We start from the raw sequence: 18,251 nt of genomic DNA on the forward strand, positions 1-18,251 counted from the left end.
GCGGCATGCGGGCCATGCTGCTGGTCAACCCCAAGGCGACGACGACCAACCGCCGTACGCGCGATGTGCTCATCCGGGCGCTCGGCGCGGCGGTGGATCTGTCGGTGGAGGAGACCCGATACCGGGGGCACGCGGCGATGCTGGCGAGCACGGCGCGGTCCAAGGGCTTCGACCTGGTCGTCGTGCTCGGTGGCGACGGCACCATCAACGAGACCGTCAACGGGCTGCTGACGCCCGACACCGGCGAGGGCGGCGGCTCCGCGTCCCGGCCCGCGGTGGCGGTGATCCCCGGTGGCAGCGCCAACGTGTTCGCACGGGCGCTGGGCCTGCCCAACGACCCGGTGGAGGCGACCGGGGCGGTGCTGGAGGCGCTGCGCGACGACCGGCGCCGGGTGGTCGGGCTCGGGCACGCGAGCTGGGCCGACGAGAGCCGCTACTTCACCTTCTGCGGCGGGGTCGGCTGGGACGCCGAGGTGATCCGGGCGGTCGAGGGGCTGCGCGGGGCGGGCTTCCGGGCCACCCCGGCGAGGTACGTCGCGACGGCCGTGCGCCAGTTCTTCATGACCGACCGCAGGCACCCCGCGATCACGGTCGAGGCGCCCGGCATGCCGGCCGCGAGCGGCATCTACCTGGCGATCGTGTCCAACACCACGCCGTGGACCTACGTCGGCAGCCGCCCGGTGCAGCCCACGCCGTGGGCGAGCTTCGAGACCGGGCTCGACCTGCTGGGCCTGCGCCGGCTCACGCTGCCGACGATGATGGGCATCATGCCGCAGATCTTCAACCCCCCGGCCGAGGGTCTGCCGCACGGGCGGCACCTCGTGCAACTGCACGACGAGCCCGAGATCACCATCACCGCCACCCGGCCGGTGGCGTTCCAGCTCGACGGCGACTACCTGGGCGAACGCGAAAAGGTGGCATTCCGGTCTATCCCGGACGCGTTACAAGTCATGGTCTAGCGCGTTACATTCGGTCATAGTGTGACGCATCCGACAGCCATATCCGGCAAAACATACGGCCAAACCTCTTGCGTGTACGGAGCGTGGCTGACAGTCTCAAAGGGACGTCGGAACGTAGGACCTTTGAGGGAGCGACCCTCCCCCAGGGCGTCACCGGCGATCGCCGAACCAACCCGGGACCTACCCAGGCCCGGGAGTCGTTCGACCCTGCTAGTGAAAGTCTTCACAAAGTACGCCGCCGGAGCTCCCCGAAGCTCCACCAACGAAGGAGTGGAACGCATGGACTGGCGCCACCGAGCTGCCTGCCGTGACGTGGACCCCGAGCTGTTCTTCCCGATCGGCAACACCGGGCCCGCTCTGATGCAGATCGAGGAGGCCAAGCAGGTCTGCCGTCAGTGCCCGGTGAACGAGGCGTGCCTGAAGTGGGCGCTGGAATCGGGCCAGGACGCGGGCGTGTGGGGCGGCCTCAGCGAGGACGAGCGTCGCGCCCTCAAGCGTCGCACCGCCCGGCACCGCACCCGCGCGAACGTCTGACCTGCCCCTGACCAGCACCCCTGATCACGACCGTCTGATCGGGAACGTCGTTCTGATCCGGATGTCGATCAGAAACGCCTGATCGGGAACGTCTGATCACGACCCCCGCCGCCGAATCGACGATCACATCCCCTACGGCAATCCGTGCCCCCCTTCGGCCGGATCCCGCCTCCGGCGCGTCCCCAGGATGCCCCCTGGGGACGCCGCATGACAAATCGCGTCACATGATGCTGTCCTCGAAGGCAGCCTCTCACGCGGGCGGGGCGGGCAGCGGGACGGAGATGCTGACCTCGGTGCCCCCGCCGGGCCTGGGCTCGATGGACAGCCGCCCGGCCAGCTCGCCGACCACCAGCGTACGCACGATCTGCAGGCCCAGGCTCGTCGCGGAGTCCAGGTCGAAGTCCTCCGGCAGGCCCTTGCCGTCGTCGCTGACCAGCACGTCCAGCCGCTCCGGCAGCCGGCTGACGATCACCTGGAGCTTCCCCGGCCGGTGCGCGAAACCGTGTTGCACCGCGTTCTGCAGCAGCTCGGTGAGCACCATCGCCAGCGGCGTCGCGATGGCCGCGGGCAGCACCCCGAACGTGCCGATCCGGCGCGGGGTCACCTGGGCCTCCGGCGCCGACACCTCGCCGGTCATCGCGATCACGCGGTCGGCGATGTCGTCGAAGTCCACGAACTCCTCCGGCGCGTGCGCCAGGGTCTCGTGCACGATCGCGATCGAGCCGACCCGGCGTACGGCCTCCTCCAGCGCCTCGCGCCCCTCGGGGACGCGCAGCCGCCGCGCCTGGAGCCGCAGCAGCGCGGCCACGGTCTGCAGGTTGTTCTTGACCCGGTGGTGGATCTCGCGGATCGTGGCGTCCTTGGTCATCAGCTCGCGCTCGCGGCGGCGCAGCTCGGTCACGTCGCGGATCAGCACCAGCGCGCCGATCCTGCCGCCGCCGACGATCAGCGGGATCGCGCGGAGCTGCACGATCGTGCCGCCCGACTCGACCTCGGTCTCGCGCGGGGCCCGGCCGCTGGCCACGATCATCAGCGACTCGTCCACCGGCTCGTCGCCGTAGCACAGCGCGGCGGTGACCTTGCCCAGGTCGGCGCCGACCAGATCGGCGTTGAGCCCCAGCCGCCGGTACGCCGACAGCGCGTTCGGGGAGGCGTAGGTGACCCGGCCGGCCCGGTCCAGCCGCAGCAGCCCGTCGCCGACGCGCGGCGAGCGCACCAGGATCGGCTCGTCGCCGGAGAACGGGAACCGGCCCTCGGCCACCATCTGCGCCAGGTCGGAGGCGCTTTGCAGGTAGGTCAGCTCCAGCCGGGACGGGGTGCGGGCCGAGGACAGGTTCGTGGAGCGCTGGATCACGCCGAGGAAGCGCCCGGACGGCGTGTCGGACGGGCGGCGTACGGGGATGGTCTCCTCGCGCACCGGCACGCCGCTGGACCAGTCGGGGTCGCCCTCGCGGCAGATGCGCTGCTCGTTCCAGGCGGTGTCGATGAGGGGGCGCTCGCCCTTGGCCACGACCGTGCCCACGACGTCGTCGTGGTAGACGGTCGGCCCGGTCGTGGGCCGCATCTGGGCGACCGCGATCCACCCGTTGCCGTCGCCGAGCGGCACCCACAGGATCAGGTCGGCGAAGGACAGGTCGGCCAGAAGCTGCCAGTCGGAGACCAGCGCGTGCATCCAGTCGATGTCGGCGGCGTCGAGTTCGGTATGACGGACGGCCAGGTCGCTCAAAGTCGGCACGATTGCATCATGCGTGCTAGATGCCCCTGCGAACAAACCGGCACCCAATGGGCGCGCCAAGATGCGCCCGTAGGAGTGCCATCCCGCGTGTCGTGGGACCCGGGGCGAGGCTACGCGGCGTGATTGGGAAAATGCCCCCTATGGAACCCACGAGCACCCGCTCCCCCGGCGCCGGGCGGCCGGCCCCCGAACCCGGCGGGTACGACCCGCTCGCGCGGTTCCGCGCGGCCGCCGCGGCGCGTGAGACGGCGGGCCTGAGGCGTGCGCTGCGTCACCGCGCGCCCGACCACGGAGGGCTGATCGACCTGGCCTCCAACGACTACCTCGGCCTGGCCCGCGACCCCCGGCCGGCGCGGGCCGCCGCGGAGGCCACGCTGCGCTGGGGCACCGGCTCGACCGGCTCCCGGCTCGTCACCGGCTCCACGAGCCTGCACGCGGAACTGGAGGACGCGCTGTGCGCGTTCACGCAGGCCCCCCGCGCCCTGGTGTTCTCCTCGGGCTATCTGGCCAACCTGGCGGCGGTGGCGACGCTGGGCCGCGGCGCGCTGGTGGTCTCGGAGGAGGGCAACCACGCCTCGATCATCGACGGCTGCCGCCTGGCCAGGTCGCGGGTGGTGGTGACGCCGCACAAGGACGTCATGGCGGTGGAGAAGGCGCTGGCCGACCGCGCCGAGGAGCACGCGATCGTGGTCACCGACGCGCTGTTCTCCGTGGACGGCGACCTGGCGCCGCTCGCCGAGCTGCACGCGGCGGCCGTACGGCACGGGGCGCTGCTGGTGGTGGACGAGGCGCACGCGCTCGGCGTGGTCGGGCCCGGCGGGCGCGGCGCGGTGCACGCGCTCGGACTGGCCGGCGACCCGCATGTTGTGAGAACCGTCACATTGTCCAAGGCCCTGGGCGCCCAGGGCGGGGCGGTGCTGGCCGCGCCGGAGATAGTGGACACCCTGGTGGACACCGGGCGCCCGTTCATCTTCGACACCGGTCTCGCGCCGGGGAGCGTTGCGGGGGCACTGGCGGCGCTGGGTATCCTGCGAAACCAGCCCGAACTGCCGGAATACGCCAGACAACGGGCCGGTGAACTGGCCGCGATGGCGGCGGGTCTCGGCCTGGAGGCGGGCGAGCCGGCCGGGGCGGTCGTGCCCGTGGTGCTCGGCCGCCCGGACGTCGCACTTCAGGGGGCGGCGGTCTGCGCGGAGCTGGGGGTGCGCGTCGGATGCTTCCGCCCGCCCTCGGTGCCGCACGGCCGCTCTTGCCTGCGGTTGACCGCGCGGGCCAATCTGAGTTCCGATGATCTCGCGGTGATCAGAGTCGCGCTCACCGCCGTGGCCGAGATGAAGGTGAACGGGTGACAGAAGACTCCCCGCGGGTTCCCAAGTACTACGACGTCAAACGGAGCCTGCTTGAGCTCACCAAGAGCCTGTCGCCGGGCAGCGCGCTGCCGCCCGAGCGTACGCTCGCGGTGCGCTTCGAGACCTCGCGGACGACCGTGCGCCAGGCCCTGACCGAGCTGACGGTCGAGGGCAGGCTGGTCCGCATCCAGGGCAAGGGCACCTTCGTCGCCCAGCCCAAGGTCGCCCAGGTGCTCCAGCTCACCTCCTACACCGGCGACCTGCGCACGGTGGGCCTGGAGCCCGACACCAAGATCCTGGACATCAGCTACATCACCGCCGACGAGACCCTGGCCCGCCGGCTGGCGATCAACCCCGGTGGGCGGGTGCTGCGCATCCACCGCCTGCGCCTGGCCAACGGCGAGCCGATGTCGATCGACACCACCCACCTGTCGGCGCGCCGCTTCCCCCGGCTGCGCCGCGAGCTCGAAGCCCACTCCTCCCTGTACGAGACGCTGCACAACGCCTACCAGGTGCGCCTGACCGACGCCGAGGAGATCATCGAGACCGTGCTGGCGACGCCGTACGACGCGCAGGTGCTCGGGGTGGACGTCGGCCTGCCGATGCTGCTGCTCACCCGGCACGCGTTCGACGCCGACGGCAATCCGGTCGAATGGGCGCAATCCCTCTACCGCGGCGACCGGTACAAGTTCGTCACCCGCCTGCGCAGGCCATAGTTCTGACATGAGCATCCTGGTGATCTCCGGCACCGACACCGGAGTCGGCAAAACGGTGGTGACGGCGGCGGTCGCGGCGCTGGCGCGCGAGCGCGGCGCGAGCGTCGCGGTGGTGAAGCCGGCGCAGACGGGCGTACGCGAGGGCGAGCCCGGCGACCTGGACGAGGTGATCCGGCTGTCCGGCGTGAGCACCACGTTCGAGCTGGCCCGCTTCCCAGACCCGCTCTCGCCCGCCGCCGCGGCGCGCGTGTCGGGCCTGCCGCCGCTGTCGCTGGACGCCGCGGCCGGCAGGATCGCCGAGCTGGCCGAGTCGCACCGGCTGGTGCTGGTGGAGGGCGCGGGCGGGCTGCTGGTGCGCTTCGACGAGGAGGGCGCCACGATCGCCGACCTGGCGCGCACGCTGCGCGCCCCGGTGCTGGTGGTGGCCAGGGCCGCGCTCGGCACCCTGAACCACACCGCGCTCACGCTGGAGGCCATGGCCGGGCGCGGCATCGACCTGGCCGGGGTGGTGATCGGCTCCTGGCCGGCGGAGCCGGGCCTGGCCGAGCGGTGCAACGTGGCCGACCTGGAGATGCTGGCCGCGCGCCCGCTGGCCGGCGCGCTCCCCGAGGGCGCGGGCGGCCTGGACCGGGCCGCGTTCGCCCGGGTGAGCCGAGCCGGACTCGGTCCCGCGCTCGGCGGCGGGTTCGACCCCGCCGCGTTCCGCACGAGCCTTAGGCTGACGCTCTAGCGACCCGTGAGGGAGAGGGAACAGCGTGGACATTCTGACCGTCGCCCGCGACCAGGTGCTCGACCGGGGCGAAGGGCTCACCGCCGAGCAGGCCCTTGAGTGCCTGCGGCTGCCCGACGAGCGGCTGCCGGAACTGCTGGCGCTGGCCCACGAGGTGCGCGTGAAGTGGTGCGGGCCCGAGGTCGAGGTGGAGGGCATCGTCTCGATCAAGACCGGCGGCTGCCCGGAGGACTGCCACTTCTGCTCCCAGTCCGGCACCTTCGACTCCCCCGTACGCGCGGCGTGGCTGGACATCCCGTCGCTGGTGAAGGCCGCGGAGGAGACCGCGCGCACCGGCGCGACCGAGTTCTGCATCGTCGCCGCGGTGCGCGGCCCCGACCGGCGGCTGATGGACCAGGTCCGCCAGGGCGTCAAGGCCATCAACGACGCGGTGGAGATCAACATCGCCTGCTCGCTCGGCATGCTCACCCAGGCCCAGGTGGACGAGCTGGCCGAGATGGGCGTGCACCGCTACAACCACAACCTGGAGACCGCCCGCTCCCACTTCCCCAACGTCGTCACCACCCACACCTGGGAGGAGCGCTGGGAGACCTGCCTGATGGTGCGCGAGGCGGGCATGGAGCTGTGCTGCGGCGGCATCGTGGGCATGGGCGAGTCGGTGGAGCAGCGGGCCGAGTTCGCCGGGCAGCTCGGCGAGCTGGCGCCCGACGAGGTGCCGCTGAACTTCCTCAACCCGCGCCCCGGCACCCCGTTCGCGAACTACCCGCTGGTCGAGGGGGCCGACGCGCTGCGCACCATCGCGACGTACCGGCTGGCGCTGCCGCGGACGATCCTGCGCTACGCCGGGGGCCGCGAGCTGACGCTGGGCGACCTCGGCACCCGCGACGGCATGCTCGGCGGGATCAACGCGATCATCGTCGGCAACTACCTCACCACGCTCGGCCGCCCGGCGTCGGCCGACCTCGACCTGCTCACCGACCTGAAGATGCCGATCAAAGCCCTCTCGAAGACCTTGTGACCGACTGGTAGGTTCGGCGGCATGGACTCCGCGAAGCATGCCGGTGACGCCGCCGTAGCCGTCTCCAAGGCCTACGGCATCGAGACCATGTTCACCTTGTCCGGCGGGCACGTCTTTCCCCTGTACGACGGGGCCGTGCACGAAGACATGCGCATCCTCGACGTGCGCCACGAGCAGAGCGCGGTGTTCGCGGCCGAGGCCACCGCGCGCCTGACGCGCAGACCGGGGCTCGCCGTGCTCACCGCGGGCCCCGGCATCACCAACGGCGTGAGCGGCGTGGCCACCGCCCACTTCAACGGCTCCCCCGTCGTCGTCCTGGGCGGCCGGGCACCGCGCGCACGCTGGGGCTCGGGGGCCCTGCAGGAGATGGACCACCCGCCGCTGTTCGAGACCATCACCAAGCTCGCCTTCACCGCGGGCTCGGCCGAGAGCATCGGGCAGGACGTGGAGAGCGCGTTCCGCACCGCCATAGCGCCGCACCGCGGCCCGGTCTTCCTCGACTTCTACATGGACGACCTGTTCTCCCCCGCCCCCGCGCACCGGGTCGAGACCCTGACCCCGTCCCCGCTCGAACCCGACACCGACCGCCTCGCCGAGATCGCCCGGCTGATCGCCGAGGCCGAGCGGCCGGTGCTCGTACTCGGCTCCGACGTGTGGATGGAGCGCGCCGAGGAGGCCGCGCGCGACTTCGCCGAGGAGTGGCGGCTGCCGGTCATCCCCAACGGCCAGGGCCGCGGCCTCCTGCCCGCCGGGCACGACCTGCTGGTCACCCGGGCCCGCGGCACCGCCTTCGGCCAGGCCGACCTGGTCATCGTCGCCGGGGCCCCGCTGGACTTCCGGCTCGGCTACGGCTGGTTCGGCGGCAAGGACGGCGCGCCGCTGGCCAAGGTGGTGCACATCGCCGACGCCCCCTCTCAGCTCGCCACGCACGTCGGCACCGCCGCGAGCGCCGCCGGCGACCTGTCGCTGACCTTCTGGGGCCTGAGCGCCGCCTGCGCCACCGCGAAGGTGGACCCCGGCCGGTACGCTCCTTGGCTGGCCAGGCTGGCCGAGACGGCCGCCGCCGCCATCGCGGGCGACGCCCCGCTGCTCGCCGCCGAGGCCGACCCGATCCACCCCATGCGCATCTACGGCGAGCTGGCCAAGGTCCTGGCCGACGACGCCGTGGTCATCGGCGACGGCGGCGACTTCGTCTCCTACGCCGGCAAGTACGTCGAGCCGGCCCGCCCCGGCTGCTGGCTGGACCCGGGCCCGTACGGCTGCCTGGGCACCGGCCTCGGCTACGCCATCGCCGCCCGCCTGGCGCGGCCGTCCTCACAGGTGGTGCTCCTCCTCGGCGACGGCGCGGCCGGCTTCTCGCTGATGGACGTCGACTCCCTGGTACGCCACCGCCTGCCGGTCGTGATGATCTGCGGCAACAACGGCATCTGGGGCCTGGAGAAGCACCCCATGCAGATGCTCTACGGCTACGACGTGGCGGCCGAACTCCAGCCCCAGTGCCGCTACGACCAGGTGGTCACCGCCCTCGGCGGCGGCGGCGAACTGGTCACCTCACCCGACGAGATCGGCCCCGCCCTGCAGCGCGCCTTCGACTCCGGCGTCCCCTACCTGGTGAACATCGCCACCGACCCGGCCATCGCCTACCCACGCAACACCACAGGCATCTGAATCCGCCCCCCACCCCGCCCAGTGCAGGGGCTGGCGCCGAGATGGCCGTAAGGGCTCGCGTGGGCGCCCTGCGCGGGGTGGGCGGGTTTCACAAATGGGTGCAGTGACGGGGTAGTGGCGGCTTGGGCGCGGGTCGTGTCCGGAGCGACGACGGAAGACACGACCCTGAAAGGCGCCCAAGCCCGCCCGTGCGAAGCACGGGCCAGGAACTACGCGGCGGCGGGCTTGGAGCCGGTGGCGGTGGGGGTGACGGTCGGTTCTGGGGTTTCGCAGCCGGCGGCGGGATCGACGACCAGTTCGACCGGGCGCCTGATGTCGGACCGCATGCCGCCTGCCGGGTCCTGCTGGACGACCTTGAAGCAGTCCTGTGCCGGTTCGCCGCCGCTCACCAGGATCTTGCTCTTGAACCCGGCGGCGGCCAGCCTGTCGACCGCCTGGGCCAGGGTCAGCCCCAGCACGTCGGGCACGACCTTGCGTGTCACCGAAGGGGTCGGGGTCGGGGTGGGCTTCTTGGTGGGCGTGGTCGGCGTCGGAGAGGGGCTGGGCTTCGCCTCGGGGGTCTCGCTCGGCCGCTCGGTGCGGGTCTGGCGGGGCTCGTCCTCGGCGGGGCGCGTGGTGGGCTTGTCGTTGGTGCGCTTGGGCGGTTTGGGGCTGTCCAGCGGCTCGGCGGTCTCGACGTTGGGCACGTTGTCGTTCTTGCGCGCGATCGAGGTGTTGCCGGTCGGCTCGGAGCCGCCGAACTCGGTGAACGCCACCGCGACACCGCCGACGCACAGCACGCCGGCCGCGACCAGGGCGCTCACCGCGCCGGCCCGGCGCCGGCCGGGGGGTTTGCGACGGCCGCGTCCGCCGCCCGCCGCCGTCGCGGGGCCGGTGTCCGCGACCGGCCGGGACGAGGTGGTGGCGGAGCGCCGGTCGGCGCCGCCCTGGTAGGGCTCGTTCTGGTACGCCCCTGTCTCGTGGGCACCGGTCTGGCGGGCGCCCGTCTGGTAGGGGTCCGCCTGGTAGCCGCCGGTCTCGGCGGCGTAGAAGTCGGTCGGTGCGTACGCGCGCGCGTCGAACCCGCCGGTCAGCGAACCGCCGGAGGGCTGGCCGGGGTGCCCCCCGGTGGCGGGCGGCGGGCCGTGCGCGCCCGCGGTGTATCCGCCCGGGTACGCCCCGCCGGGCTGCGGCTGGGGCTGGGGCTGGGGCGGCGGCTGGGGGGCCGGGGCGGGGTGCGGCTCGGCGGCCACGGCGCTCTTGGCCGCCAGGCTCATCGCGGCGGCGTCGGGCCAGCGGCGCGCCGGGTCCTTGGCCAGCGCCACCTCCACGATCCGGCGCACCGGGGCCGGGATGTGCGGCGGCAGCGGCGGCGGGGCCTCGCGGATGTGCTTGAGCGCGATCGTGACCGGCGTGTCGCCGTCGAAGGGCCGGTGGCCGGCCAGGCACTCGTACGCCACGACGCCGAGCGCGTAGATGTCCACGGCCGGGGTCACCGGCGCGCCCTCGGCCTGCTCGGGCGCGCAGTAGGCGGCGGTGCCCAGCACCATGCCCGCGTCGGTGAGCCTGCTCGCGGTGTCGGCCCGCGCGATGCCGAAGTCGGTGAGCACGAGGGTGCCGTCGGCGCGGACCAGCAGGTTGCCCGGCTTGATGTCGCGGTGCACGATCCCCTGCTCGTGCACCGCCTGCAGCGCCGAGGCCGCCTGGGCGATCAGCTCCATCGCGGCCTCGGGCGGGATCTGCCCGAGGCGGGTGAGCAGGCGGTCCAGCGGCTCGCCGTCCACGAACTTCATCACCAGGTACGCCTGCGCCCCCACGCCGGGCACCTGGTCCACACCGTAGTCGTAGACGTCCACGACGCCGGGGTGGTTGATCGTCGCCATCGCGCGCGCCTCGCCGCGGAAGCGCTCGCCGAAGCCGGGATCGTCGGTGCGGCCGGGCAGCAGCACCTTCACCGCGACCGTGCGGCCGAGGACGACGTCCTCGCCTCGCCAGACCTCGCCCATGCCACCGGCGCCGAGGCGGACGTCCAGGCGGTAGCGTCCCGCCAGCGTCGTCCCTTGGGCCACCATGGTTCCCCCGTTACCCCCCTGTCGCGTTTACCTCTCTCACCTCAGGATTCTCCAACAAAGCGGATTTGTATCGCGGGGAGATAACACCGAGGTCACGAAACCCTGTGCTCGTGCGATCCTTGCCGCCCTCTGGGATGCCGGAGCCCCCAAGGGGTGATAAAGGGTAAGGCGTCAATCAGCTTACTCTGATGCCGTGTTGCGCGCAGCTCGCATACCACCCCGAGGGCATCACCTGCACCACCATTCTCCTCCTGCACTCGGGGCAGTACCTCGGCGGCTCCATCTCGCGTGCGGCCCGGCACGCCGTGTGGTCGCCCTCGGCGGCGCGCCCTCCGCAGTGGTCGCAGTACTCGCTCACGGCACCGACCCTAGACTGACGTGCATGACGATCGCTCCCGGGTTGACCGCCACCATGCTGTTCCTGGTCGAAAAGGCGGACACCGCCGCCATGCTGGGCAGCGGCGACGTACCCATCCTGGGCACCCCGCGTCTGCTCGCCTTCGCCGAGGCCGCGACGGTGCAGGCCGTACGCGACCACCTCGAACCCGGGCAGACCACGGTCGGCACCCGGGTGGAGCTGGAGCACCTCGCCGCGTGTCCGGTGGGCGCCCACGTGGAGCTGAGCGCCGAGCTCACCAAGGTGGACGGCCGGCGCCTGGTCTTCGGGTTCACCGCCACCGAGCGGGCCACGCTGGTCGGTTCGGGGACCATCGAGCGCGTCGTGGTCGATCGCGCCCGATTCCTCGCCCGTGCAACCTCCTGACCGGTCGCTACTCGTCGATGACCGCGATCAGGTCGCCCTCCTGGACCACGTCGCCCTCGGCCACCTTGAGCTGGGCCACGACGCCCGGCTCCTCGGCCAGGACCGGGATCTCCATCTTCATCGACTCCAGGATGACCAGAGTGTCGCCCTCGTCCACGGTGTCGCCCTCCTGGGCGACGACCTTCCAGACGTTCGCCACCATCTCCGCGCGTACCTCAGCCATCGGGTGCTCCCCTCGTAAGTGATCCAACTCTGCCAGAACCTCCGGGCGCCATCACCGTGATCGCATCCGCTCGACCAGGCCCGTGTCATAGTCGCCGCCGGCGAACTCGGGCCGGTCCAGCAGCTCGGCGCAGAACGGCAGGTTGTTCTTGGGCCCCTCGATCACGAAGGCGGCCAGCGCCTCGCGGGCCCGCGCCAGCGCCGCCTCGCGGGTCGGGCCGTGCACGCACAGCTTGGCCAGCAGCGGGTCGTAGAACGGCGTGACCGTGTTGCCGGCCTCGTAGCCGGAGTCGACCCGTACGCCCTCGCCCTCGGGCTCCTTCCACACCTCGATGCGGCCGGGGCCGGGGAGGAACCGCTTGGGGTCCTCGGCGTAGACCCGGAACTCGATCGCGTGCCCGCCCGGGGGCTCGGCGACCGGCGGCACCGCCTCGCCGGCGGCGATCAGAAGCTGCGCCCGGACCAGGTCGTGGCCGGTGACCAGTTCGGTGACCGGGTGCTCGACCTGGAGCCGGGTGTTCATCTCCAGGAACACGAAGTCCTGCGCCTCGGTGTCGACCAGGCACTCCACGGTGCCCGCGCCGCGGTAGCCGACCGCCTCGCCGGCGCGTACGGCCGCGGCCAGCATGCGCTCGCGCAGCTCGGGCGTCAGGCCGGGCGACGGCGACTCCTCCACGACCTTCTGGTGCCGGCGCTGCACCGAGCAGTCGCGCTCGCCCAGGGCGACCACGGTGCCGTCGGCCAGCCCGAGGATCTGCACCTCGACGTGCCGGGCCCGCTCGATGTACCGCTCAAGCAGCACCCCGGCCCCGTCGCCGTCGCCGGCGAACCTGGCCGCGGCCCGCGCCGCCGCCTCGTACGCCTTGACCAGGCCGGCCTCGTCACGGGCGACGCTCATGCCGATGCCGCCGCCACCGCCCGCGGTCTTCACCATGACCGGATAGCCGATCGCCGCGGCGGCCTCGGCGGCCCGCCCGGCGCCGGCGACCGGCTCGCGGGTGCCCGCGGCCACGGGGACGCCGGCCTCCTGCATCAGGTTCCGCGCGTTGATCTTGTCGCCCATGCGCTCGATGGCCTCGGGCGCGGGCCCGATCCAGGTCAGCCCGGCCTCGACCACCGCCCGCGCGAACGCCGGGCTCTCGGACAGGAACCCGTAGCCGGGGTGCACGGCCCGCGCGCCGGTACGCCGGGCGGCGTCGAGCACCTTGCCGATGTCCAGGTAGCTCTGCGCCGGGTGCGCCGGGCCGATCGGCACCGCCTCATCGGCCTCGCGGACGAACGGGAGCCCGGCGTCGGCCTCGGAGTGCACCGCGATGGCCCGTAACCCCATCTGCCTGACCGTGCGGATGATCCGGCGCGCGATCTCTCCCCGGTTGGCGACCAGAACGGACTCGAACACTCGTGCTCTCCCTCGGCATCGACCACCGCCCCCGACGCCTCACCACCTTATGGCCGTGACCGGCACCGCACCTTTCCCCCAAAACCACCGTTCCCCGCACCATGATCTGTAGGAACCACACAACGCATGTTGCGCGCTTGTGAATCGGTGGTGAAACCGCGGACTACAACCGGTGCAGCGGGGCGAGGCGATCGACGACCCGGGCCATGGCCTCGACCACGGCGGGGTCGTACTCGGTGCCGGCGGCCAGGCGCAGCCGTTCCAGCGCGGCGCCCGCCCGGTCGCGGTCGGTGGAGCCGCCCATCAGGTCGTCGTAGCCGTTGGCCACCTTGATGATCCGGCTGGCCAGCGGCGGGCCCTCGGCGACGGGGTCGCACTGGCGGCGTACGATCTCGGCGACGCGGTCGAGCACGCCCGTCTGCTTGATCACCTCCGCGCCCAGCTCGGCGATCCTGCGGGCCTGGGCGGGGTCGGTGAGCACGGTGGCCCCGCCCGGGATCGGGTCGCGCAGGGAGAGCTGGCCGATGTCGTGCATCAGCGCGGCGTACTCCAGCTCCAGCAGCTCCGGCTCGGCCAGGCCCATCTCCCGGCCCACGGCCACCGACAGGCGGCTCACCCGCCGTGAGTGGCCGGGCTCGACGTATCCGCCGACCTCGGTGACCCGGGCCAGGGCGCGCACGGTCTGCAGGTAGGTGGCGCGGATGCCGGCGTACTTGCGGAAGGCGACCTGGGTGACCAGGAGCGGGGCGGCGAAGACGAGCAGCGCGGCCATGTCCATGCTGTGCGCGGCCAGCGCGAGCAGCAGGCCGGACGCGGCGACCGCGGCGCCGAGCGGCGCGGCCATGCGCAGCTCGTCGCGCACCGCCACCGGGAACGCCGTACGCACCTGGTCGGCGCGCAGCAGCGCCGCCACGACGATGTCGCACAGCAGCGCGAGCAGGATCATGGCGGCCATCACGCCGAGCACCGGGGTCCACTGGTCGGAGTGCGAGGTCATCTCGTACAGCGGCTCGGCGAGCGGCCGGAACGCGAAGGCGAGCAGCGCGCCGGTCAGCAACCGCCGCGCCATCGCGTCGAGGCGGGGCGGGCGGCCCACCGCCAGGTGCGGCAGGGCGCCCGCGATCATGCCGACCGCGAGCACCGCGACCACCTGCAGCGCCGAGTGCTGCGCCTGCCGCCCGCCCATGTCGAGCAGCAGGGTGTAGCCGAGCGCGGCGGCGGTGCTGATCGGGGCGACCTCGCGGTTGCCCGGCATGGTCAGCCGGGCCAGCTCGCCGGTCGCGATCAGCGCGCCGAAGCCGACCGCGACCGAGGCGTCGTGCAGCCCCACGGCCGCGGTGTGGGCGACCCCGGCCACGGTGACCAAACCGGCGGCGCAGATCAGCAGCAACTGGCCGGAGTCGAGCCCTTGCCAGGACCGGGGAGAGTCGATCATCGCTCGGACACCACCTGGATGGGCGTCGTCGGGTCGTCATGGTCCTTGATCACGACGGTCTCGGCCTCCTCGCCCGGCGGCACCGGCACCTTGCGCGGCGCCTCCCACCCGTCGCGCTCCACCGCCTTGACGAACGCCGCCACCATCACCGGGTCGAACTGCGTGCCCGCGGCCTTGCGCAGCTCCTCGATGGCCACCGGCACCGGCCGGGCGCCCCGGTAGGAGCGGTCGGAGGTCATGGAGTCGAAGGCGTCGGCCACCGCGATGATCCGGGCGAACTCCGGGATCTCGTCACCGGCCAGGCCCATCGGGTAGCCGGTGCCGTCGTGCCGCTCGTGGTGGTGCATGATCCCGGCGAACGCCTCGTCGAGGAAGTCGATGCCGCGCACGATCTCCAGCCCGCGCATGGGGTGCAACTGGATCGCGGCGTACTCCTCCTCGGTCAGCGGCCCCTCCTTCTGCAGCACCTTGGTGGGCACGCCGAGCTTGCCGACGTCGTGCAGCATGCCGGCGTAGCGGATCGCGCGCAGCCGCTCGGGGCCCATGCCGATCTCCTCGGCGATCATGGTCGAGGCGAGCGACACGCGGGTGCAGTGGCCGCGCGTGTAGTAGTCCTTGGTCTCCACGGCCTGGCACAGCGCGGCGATGGTCGCGTCGTACGAGCGCTGCTGCGCGAGGTACTGCCCGAACGCCCACCGTGCCACGAACAGCGGCAGCAGCACCAGCACCGCCGAGATCGACTGCACGGTGGCCCACAGCCCCGCGATCAGCAGCCCGAAGGTCGCGTAGCCCAGGTAGGACGCCAGCAACTGCACCATGCCGCGCACCGGCACCCGGTCCACCTGCGCGGCCAGCGACAGCATCACCGCGATCAGCGCGAAGTTCAGAGGCACGTACACCGCCGCCGCGCCCGCGAAGGGCAGGATCAGCTCCTCGAAGTTCTCGATCTCCGGCACCCCGGCGACCCCGCCGAGCCGCACGAACACCTCGCCCGCGGCGTACCCGCAGATCGTGAACTGCGCCCCGTTGAACAGCCGTTTGGTCAGCGCCAGGCCCGGCCGCACGCTGAACACCGCCGTCATGCCGACCAGCGCCGCCCCCGGCGGCCCCACCAGCACCACGGCGGCCAGCGCCGCGGAGAAGCTGACCGAGATCGCGGCCTGCTTGACGTTGAGCAGGGTCGGCACGGACTCGCACACCAGGAACAGCAGCGCGAGCACGAGCAGCGTGGACCAGTCGACCCGCTCGAACCGGCCCACCGCCAGACCGTGCCCCAGCAGCCCGAAGGCCACCGCGATCACGGCGGTCAGATAGAGCTTGGCGTACCACGGCAGTCCACGCAATGCGGCCACCTAACGGTGCTACAGGCGCGCGCTCACGTCCAGGAGATGCCCGCCGCCCGGCTGGTCATGCCCATACACATGCGCCGCCTCCACGTCGATTTCCGCAACTCAGGCTACAGAAGCGAACCACACGCACGCGGCCCACTCCGAGAATCGCAAGCAAAGCGTAACCAACCCCTCACCGCGTGCCACAGCCCGGGGTGGGCGTGGGCGCGGAGAGGCGTCAGCCGGACGTGTGACGGGTGCGGGCCCATTCGACGGTGGCCTTGAGGCCGGTGGGCAGGTCGGTACGCGGGCGCCAGCCGAGGGCTTCGGCGGCCGGGGCCGGGTCCACGGCCATGGCGGGGAGGTCGCCGAGGCGGGCGGGGGCCAGGGAGGGGTTGTCGGGGGCGCCGACGGCCTCGGCCACGAGGGTGTGCAGGCGGCGGTCGGTGGTCTGGACGCCGGTGCCGAGGTTGAACCGGCCGCCGTCGCCGACCGGGCCGCAGGCGCGTACGAAGGCGTCGACCACGTCGTCCACGTAGATGTAGTCGCGGGTCTGGGTGCCGTCGCCGTACAGGACGGTGGGCGCGCCCGACAGGAGGGCGTCGGTGAAGATGGACACCACGCCGGCCTCGCCCTCGGGCGACTGGCGCGGGCCGTAGACGTTGGACAGCACCAGCGTGGTGTACTCGATGCCGTGCAGGGCGCGGTAGGTCGCGAGGTAGACCTCGGCGCTGAGCTTGGAGGCCGCGTACGGCGAGCGCGGGTCGGTGGCGGCGCCGCCGGGGACCGGGATCACCTCGGGGCGGCCGTAGACCGCGACCGATGAGGCGAAGACGACCTTGCGGGTGCCGGCGGCGCGGGCGGCCTCCAGGACGTTGACGGTGCCCTCGACGTTGAGCCGGGCGTCGTGCACCGGGTCGGCCACGCTCTTGCGCACGCTGATCTGGGCGGCGAGATGGCACACCACCTCGGGCCGGAACTGCGCCGCGATGCCGGCGAGGGCGGCGTCGCGTACGTCGAGCACGTGCAGCGTCATCTTCCCGCTGCGGGCCGCGCGCTCCAGGTTGGGCCGGGCGCCGGAGCTGAGGTCGTCGACCACGGCCACCTCGTGGCCCTCGTCGAGCAGCCGGTCCACCAGCGTGGACCCGATGAAGCCCGCCCCGCCCGTCACAAGCACCCGCATGCCAAGCCCCTCCGTTGTGCGTTGTGACGATCCTAGGGGCGGCGGCGGGCCGGCGGCGCCGCCGGTGTCAGTCGGCGACCTCCAGCCGGCCCTCGACCATCTGCACCCGGACCTCCTCGATCCGGTTGAGCACCTTGGAGCGCAGGTCGGCGGGGACCTGCTCGCAGCCGCAGTGCTTGGCGATCAGCTTCTTGACCGCCTCCTCCAGGCCGTACTCGGCCAGGCACGGCCCGCACTCCTCCAGGTGCACCCGGATCTGGGCGCGGTCCTGGGGGTCGATCTCGCCGTCGAGATAGCTGTAGACGGCGTCGAGCACGTCGCTACAGTCGGTTTCGTGGGGCTTGCCGCAGCTCATTTCGATCCCTCCGCCGGGACCAGACCGCGCTCGCGCGCGTAATCCTCCAGTTGGGCCCGAAGCTGGCGGCGGCCCCGGTGGAGCCGCGACATCACGGTGCCGATCGGAGTGCCCATGATGTCGGCGATCTCCTTGTAGGGGAACCCCTCCACGTCGGCGAGGTAGACCGCGATGCGGAACTCCTCGGGAAGCGCGGCCAGGGCCTGCTTGACGTCGCTGTCGGGCAGGTGCTCAAGCGCCTCGATCTCCGCCGACTTCAGCCCGGCGGAGGTGTGGGACTCGGCACGGGCGATCTGCCAGTCCTCGATCTCCTCCGTGCCGGCCTGCTTGGGCTCGCGCTGCTTCTTGCGGTAGTTGTTGATGAAGGTGTTGGTGAGGATGCGGTACAGCCAGGCCTTGAGGTTCGTGCCCTCCTGGAACTGGTGGAAGGACGCGAACGCCTTGGCGAAGGTCTCCTGGAGGAGATCCTCCGCATCCGCAGGGTTGCGGGTCATCCGGAGCGCGGCCGAGTAGAGCTGGTCGAGGTACGGCATGACGTCACGCTCGAACCGCTCGCTCCGCTGCTCCAGAGTCTCCGCGCGTGTCGCAGGGACCGGACCCACCCCCTTAAGATCGCCGGTGCCCGGACGAAGCGGGATACCGTTATCGACGGAGGATACCCGCTCGCCGTCGTCCGCCCGGCGACGGGGACGAGTGTCGTGTTCGAGCAGCGCCACCATGCGCGGCCAACCTCTCGGGAGAAGATCGTGCTACGACGGCCTACAACACCCGGGCCCGGCCGTGTGTTCCCGCGAGACGGCACGGCC

Annotated in this window: 18 protein-coding genes; 8 read left to right on the plus strand and 10 right to left on the minus strand. The window is 72.4% G+C overall.

Features of this window, described 5'->3' with window-relative positions:
- The first annotated feature begins 5 nt into the window (after positions 1 to 5).
- On the plus strand, positions 6 to 959 hold the full coding sequence (locus HNP84_RS11920; protein ID WP_185049671.1) for a diacylglycerol/lipid kinase family protein: 954 nt from the start codon (positions 6 to 8) through the stop codon (positions 957 to 959).
- Positions 960 to 1,238: 279 nt separating this feature from the next.
- The gene (locus HNP84_RS11925) at positions 1,239 to 1,493 is read left to right on the plus strand and encodes a WhiB family transcriptional regulator (RefSeq protein WP_185049672.1); all 255 of its coding nucleotides are present in this window, start codon (positions 1,239 to 1,241) and stop codon (positions 1,491 to 1,493) included.
- A gap of 250 nt (positions 1,494 to 1,743) precedes the next feature.
- Here the strand turns inward: HNP84_RS11925 and HNP84_RS11930 are convergent, their stop codons facing one another.
- Positions 1,744 to 3,228, minus strand: coding sequence for a PAS domain-containing sensor histidine kinase (locus HNP84_RS11930; protein ID WP_185049673.1), 1,485 nt, complete (start codon positions 3,226 to 3,228; stop codon positions 1,744 to 1,746).
- Positions 3,229 to 3,368: 140 nt separating this feature from the next.
- Between HNP84_RS11930 and HNP84_RS11935 the strand changes: the two genes are divergently transcribed.
- Genes HNP84_RS11935 through HNP84_RS11955 form a run of 5 tightly spaced genes read left to right on the plus strand, consistent with a single transcriptional unit; the run spans position 3,369 to position 8,709 of the window.
- Positions 3,369 to 4,577: an 8-amino-7-oxononanoate synthase gene (locus tag HNP84_RS11935; RefSeq protein ID WP_221336124.1), complete on the plus strand. Its 1,209-nt coding sequence runs from the start codon at positions 3,369 to 3,371 to the stop codon at positions 4,575 to 4,577.
- Positions 4,574 to 5,293, plus strand: a complete 720-nt coding sequence (locus tag HNP84_RS11940) for a GntR family transcriptional regulator (protein ID WP_185049675.1) — start codon at positions 4,574 to 4,576, stop codon at positions 5,291 to 5,293. Before HNP84_RS11935 ends, HNP84_RS11940 begins: the two co-directional genes overlap by 4 nt.
- 7 nt (positions 5,294 to 5,300) lie before the next feature.
- Entirely contained in the window at positions 5,301 to 6,023 is a 723-nt protein-coding gene (gene bioD / locus HNP84_RS11945) for a dethiobiotin synthase (protein ID WP_185049676.1), read from the plus strand.
- 25 nt (positions 6,024 to 6,048) lie between these two features.
- Positions 6,049 to 7,041 carry a biotin synthase BioB gene (bioB, locus tag HNP84_RS11950; protein WP_185049677.1) on the plus strand — a complete coding sequence of 331 codons (993 nt, stop codon included), beginning with the start codon at positions 6,049 to 6,051 and terminating at the stop codon, positions 7,039 to 7,041.
- A 21-nt stretch (positions 7,042 to 7,062) separates the two neighbouring features.
- The gene (locus HNP84_RS11955; RefSeq protein ID WP_185049678.1) at positions 7,063 to 8,709 is read left to right on the plus strand and encodes an acetolactate synthase; all 1,647 of its coding nucleotides are present in this window, start codon (positions 7,063 to 7,065) and stop codon (positions 8,707 to 8,709) included.
- A gap of 209 nt (positions 8,710 to 8,918) precedes the next feature.
- Here HNP84_RS11955 and HNP84_RS11960 read toward each other — a convergent pair whose 3' ends face one another.
- Positions 8,919 to 10,760 (minus strand): serine/threonine protein kinase, encoded by a 1,842-nt coding sequence (locus HNP84_RS11960; protein WP_185049679.1) that lies wholly within the window; start codon positions 10,758 to 10,760, stop codon positions 8,919 to 8,921.
- Between the two features lie 175 nt (positions 10,761 to 10,935).
- Complete coding sequence (bsaP, locus tag HNP84_RS57055) at positions 10,936 to 11,118, minus strand: biotin synthase auxiliary protein BsaP (protein WP_446697326.1); 183 nt, start codon at positions 11,116 to 11,118, stop codon at positions 10,936 to 10,938.
- Between the two features lie 24 nt (positions 11,119 to 11,142).
- Between bsaP and HNP84_RS11965 the strand changes: the two genes are divergently transcribed.
- On the plus strand, positions 11,143 to 11,523 hold the full coding sequence (locus HNP84_RS11965; RefSeq protein ID WP_185049680.1) for a thioesterase family protein: 381 nt from the start codon (positions 11,143 to 11,145) through the stop codon (positions 11,521 to 11,523).
- A gap of 7 nt (positions 11,524 to 11,530) precedes the next feature.
- On the opposite strand, the gene HNP84_RS11970 is transcribed toward HNP84_RS11965, so the two are convergent.
- The 7 genes from HNP84_RS11970 to HNP84_RS12000 form a co-directional block, all read right to left on the minus strand.
- Positions 11,531 to 11,746, minus strand: coding sequence for a biotin/lipoyl-binding carrier protein (locus tag HNP84_RS11970; RefSeq protein WP_185049681.1), 216 nt, complete (start codon positions 11,744 to 11,746; stop codon positions 11,531 to 11,533).
- 51 nt (positions 11,747 to 11,797) lie between these two features.
- Positions 11,798 to 13,144: an acetyl-CoA carboxylase biotin carboxylase subunit gene (locus HNP84_RS11975; protein ID WP_185049682.1), complete on the minus strand. Its 1,347-nt coding sequence runs from the start codon at positions 13,142 to 13,144 to the stop codon at positions 11,798 to 11,800.
- A 163-nt stretch (positions 13,145 to 13,307) separates the two neighbouring features.
- Entirely contained in the window at positions 13,308 to 14,579 is a 1,272-nt protein-coding gene (locus HNP84_RS11980; RefSeq protein ID WP_185049683.1) for an HD-GYP domain-containing protein, read from the minus strand.
- Entirely contained in the window at positions 14,576 to 15,922 is a 1,347-nt protein-coding gene (locus HNP84_RS11985; protein WP_185049767.1) for an HD-GYP domain-containing protein, read from the minus strand. Before HNP84_RS11985 ends, HNP84_RS11980 begins: the two co-directional genes overlap by 4 nt.
- A 223-nt stretch (positions 15,923 to 16,145) precedes the next feature.
- Positions 16,146 to 17,090 (minus strand): NAD-dependent epimerase/dehydratase family protein, encoded by a 945-nt coding sequence (locus HNP84_RS11990; RefSeq protein ID WP_185049684.1) that lies wholly within the window; start codon positions 17,088 to 17,090, stop codon positions 16,146 to 16,148.
- Positions 17,091 to 17,157: 67 nt separating this feature from the next.
- Positions 17,158 to 17,445 (minus strand): mycothiol system anti-sigma-R factor, encoded by a 288-nt coding sequence (gene rsrA, locus HNP84_RS11995; protein WP_185049685.1) that lies wholly within the window; start codon positions 17,443 to 17,445, stop codon positions 17,158 to 17,160.
- Complete coding sequence (locus HNP84_RS12000; RefSeq protein ID WP_185049686.1) at positions 17,442 to 18,047, minus strand: sigma-70 family RNA polymerase sigma factor; 606 nt, start codon at positions 18,045 to 18,047, stop codon at positions 17,442 to 17,444. The genes rsrA and HNP84_RS12000 overlap by 4 nt, the downstream gene beginning before the upstream one ends.
- Between the last annotated feature and the right edge of the window lie 204 nt (positions 18,048 to 18,251).

The organism is Thermocatellispora tengchongensis (assembly GCF_014202315.1).
Classification (GTDB): domain Bacteria; phylum Actinomycetota; class Actinomycetes; order Streptosporangiales; family Streptosporangiaceae; genus Thermocatellispora; species Thermocatellispora tengchongensis.

Bases quoted from the DNA above. Each gene is read 5' to 3' on its own strand.
- bioD (WP_185049676.1), top strand. From the start codon at position 5,301: ATGAGCATCCTGGTGATCTCCGGCACCGACACCGGAGTCGGCAAAACG.
- rsrA (WP_185049685.1), bottom strand. From the start codon at position 17,445: ATGAGCTGCGGCAAGCCCCACGAAACCGACTGTAGCGACGTGCTCGAC.
- HNP84_RS11935 (WP_221336124.1), top strand. From the start codon at position 3,369: ATGGAACCCACGAGCACCCGCTCCCCCGGCGCCGGGCGGCCGGCCCCC.
- HNP84_RS11990 (WP_185049684.1), bottom strand. From the start codon at position 17,090: ATGCGGGTGCTTGTGACGGGCGGGGCGGGCTTCATCGGGTCCACGCTG.
- HNP84_RS11960 (WP_185049679.1), bottom strand. From the start codon at position 10,760: ATGGTGGCCCAAGGGACGACGCTGGCGGGACGCTACCGCCTGGACGTC.
- HNP84_RS11980 (WP_185049683.1), bottom strand. From the start codon at position 14,579: ATGATCGACTCTCCCCGGTCCTGGCAAGGGCTCGACTCCGGCCAGTTG.
- HNP84_RS11965 (WP_185049680.1), top strand. From the start codon at position 11,143: ATGACGATCGCTCCCGGGTTGACCGCCACCATGCTGTTCCTGGTCGAA.
- HNP84_RS11955 (WP_185049678.1), top strand. From the start codon at position 7,063: ATGGACTCCGCGAAGCATGCCGGTGACGCCGCCGTAGCCGTCTCCAAG.
- HNP84_RS11925 (WP_185049672.1), top strand. From the start codon at position 1,239: ATGGACTGGCGCCACCGAGCTGCCTGCCGTGACGTGGACCCCGAGCTG.
- HNP84_RS11920 (WP_185049671.1), top strand. From the start codon at position 6: ATGCGGGCCATGCTGCTGGTCAACCCCAAGGCGACGACGACCAACCGC.
- HNP84_RS11970 (WP_185049681.1), bottom strand. From the start codon at position 11,746: ATGGCTGAGGTACGCGCGGAGATGGTGGCGAACGTCTGGAAGGTCGTC.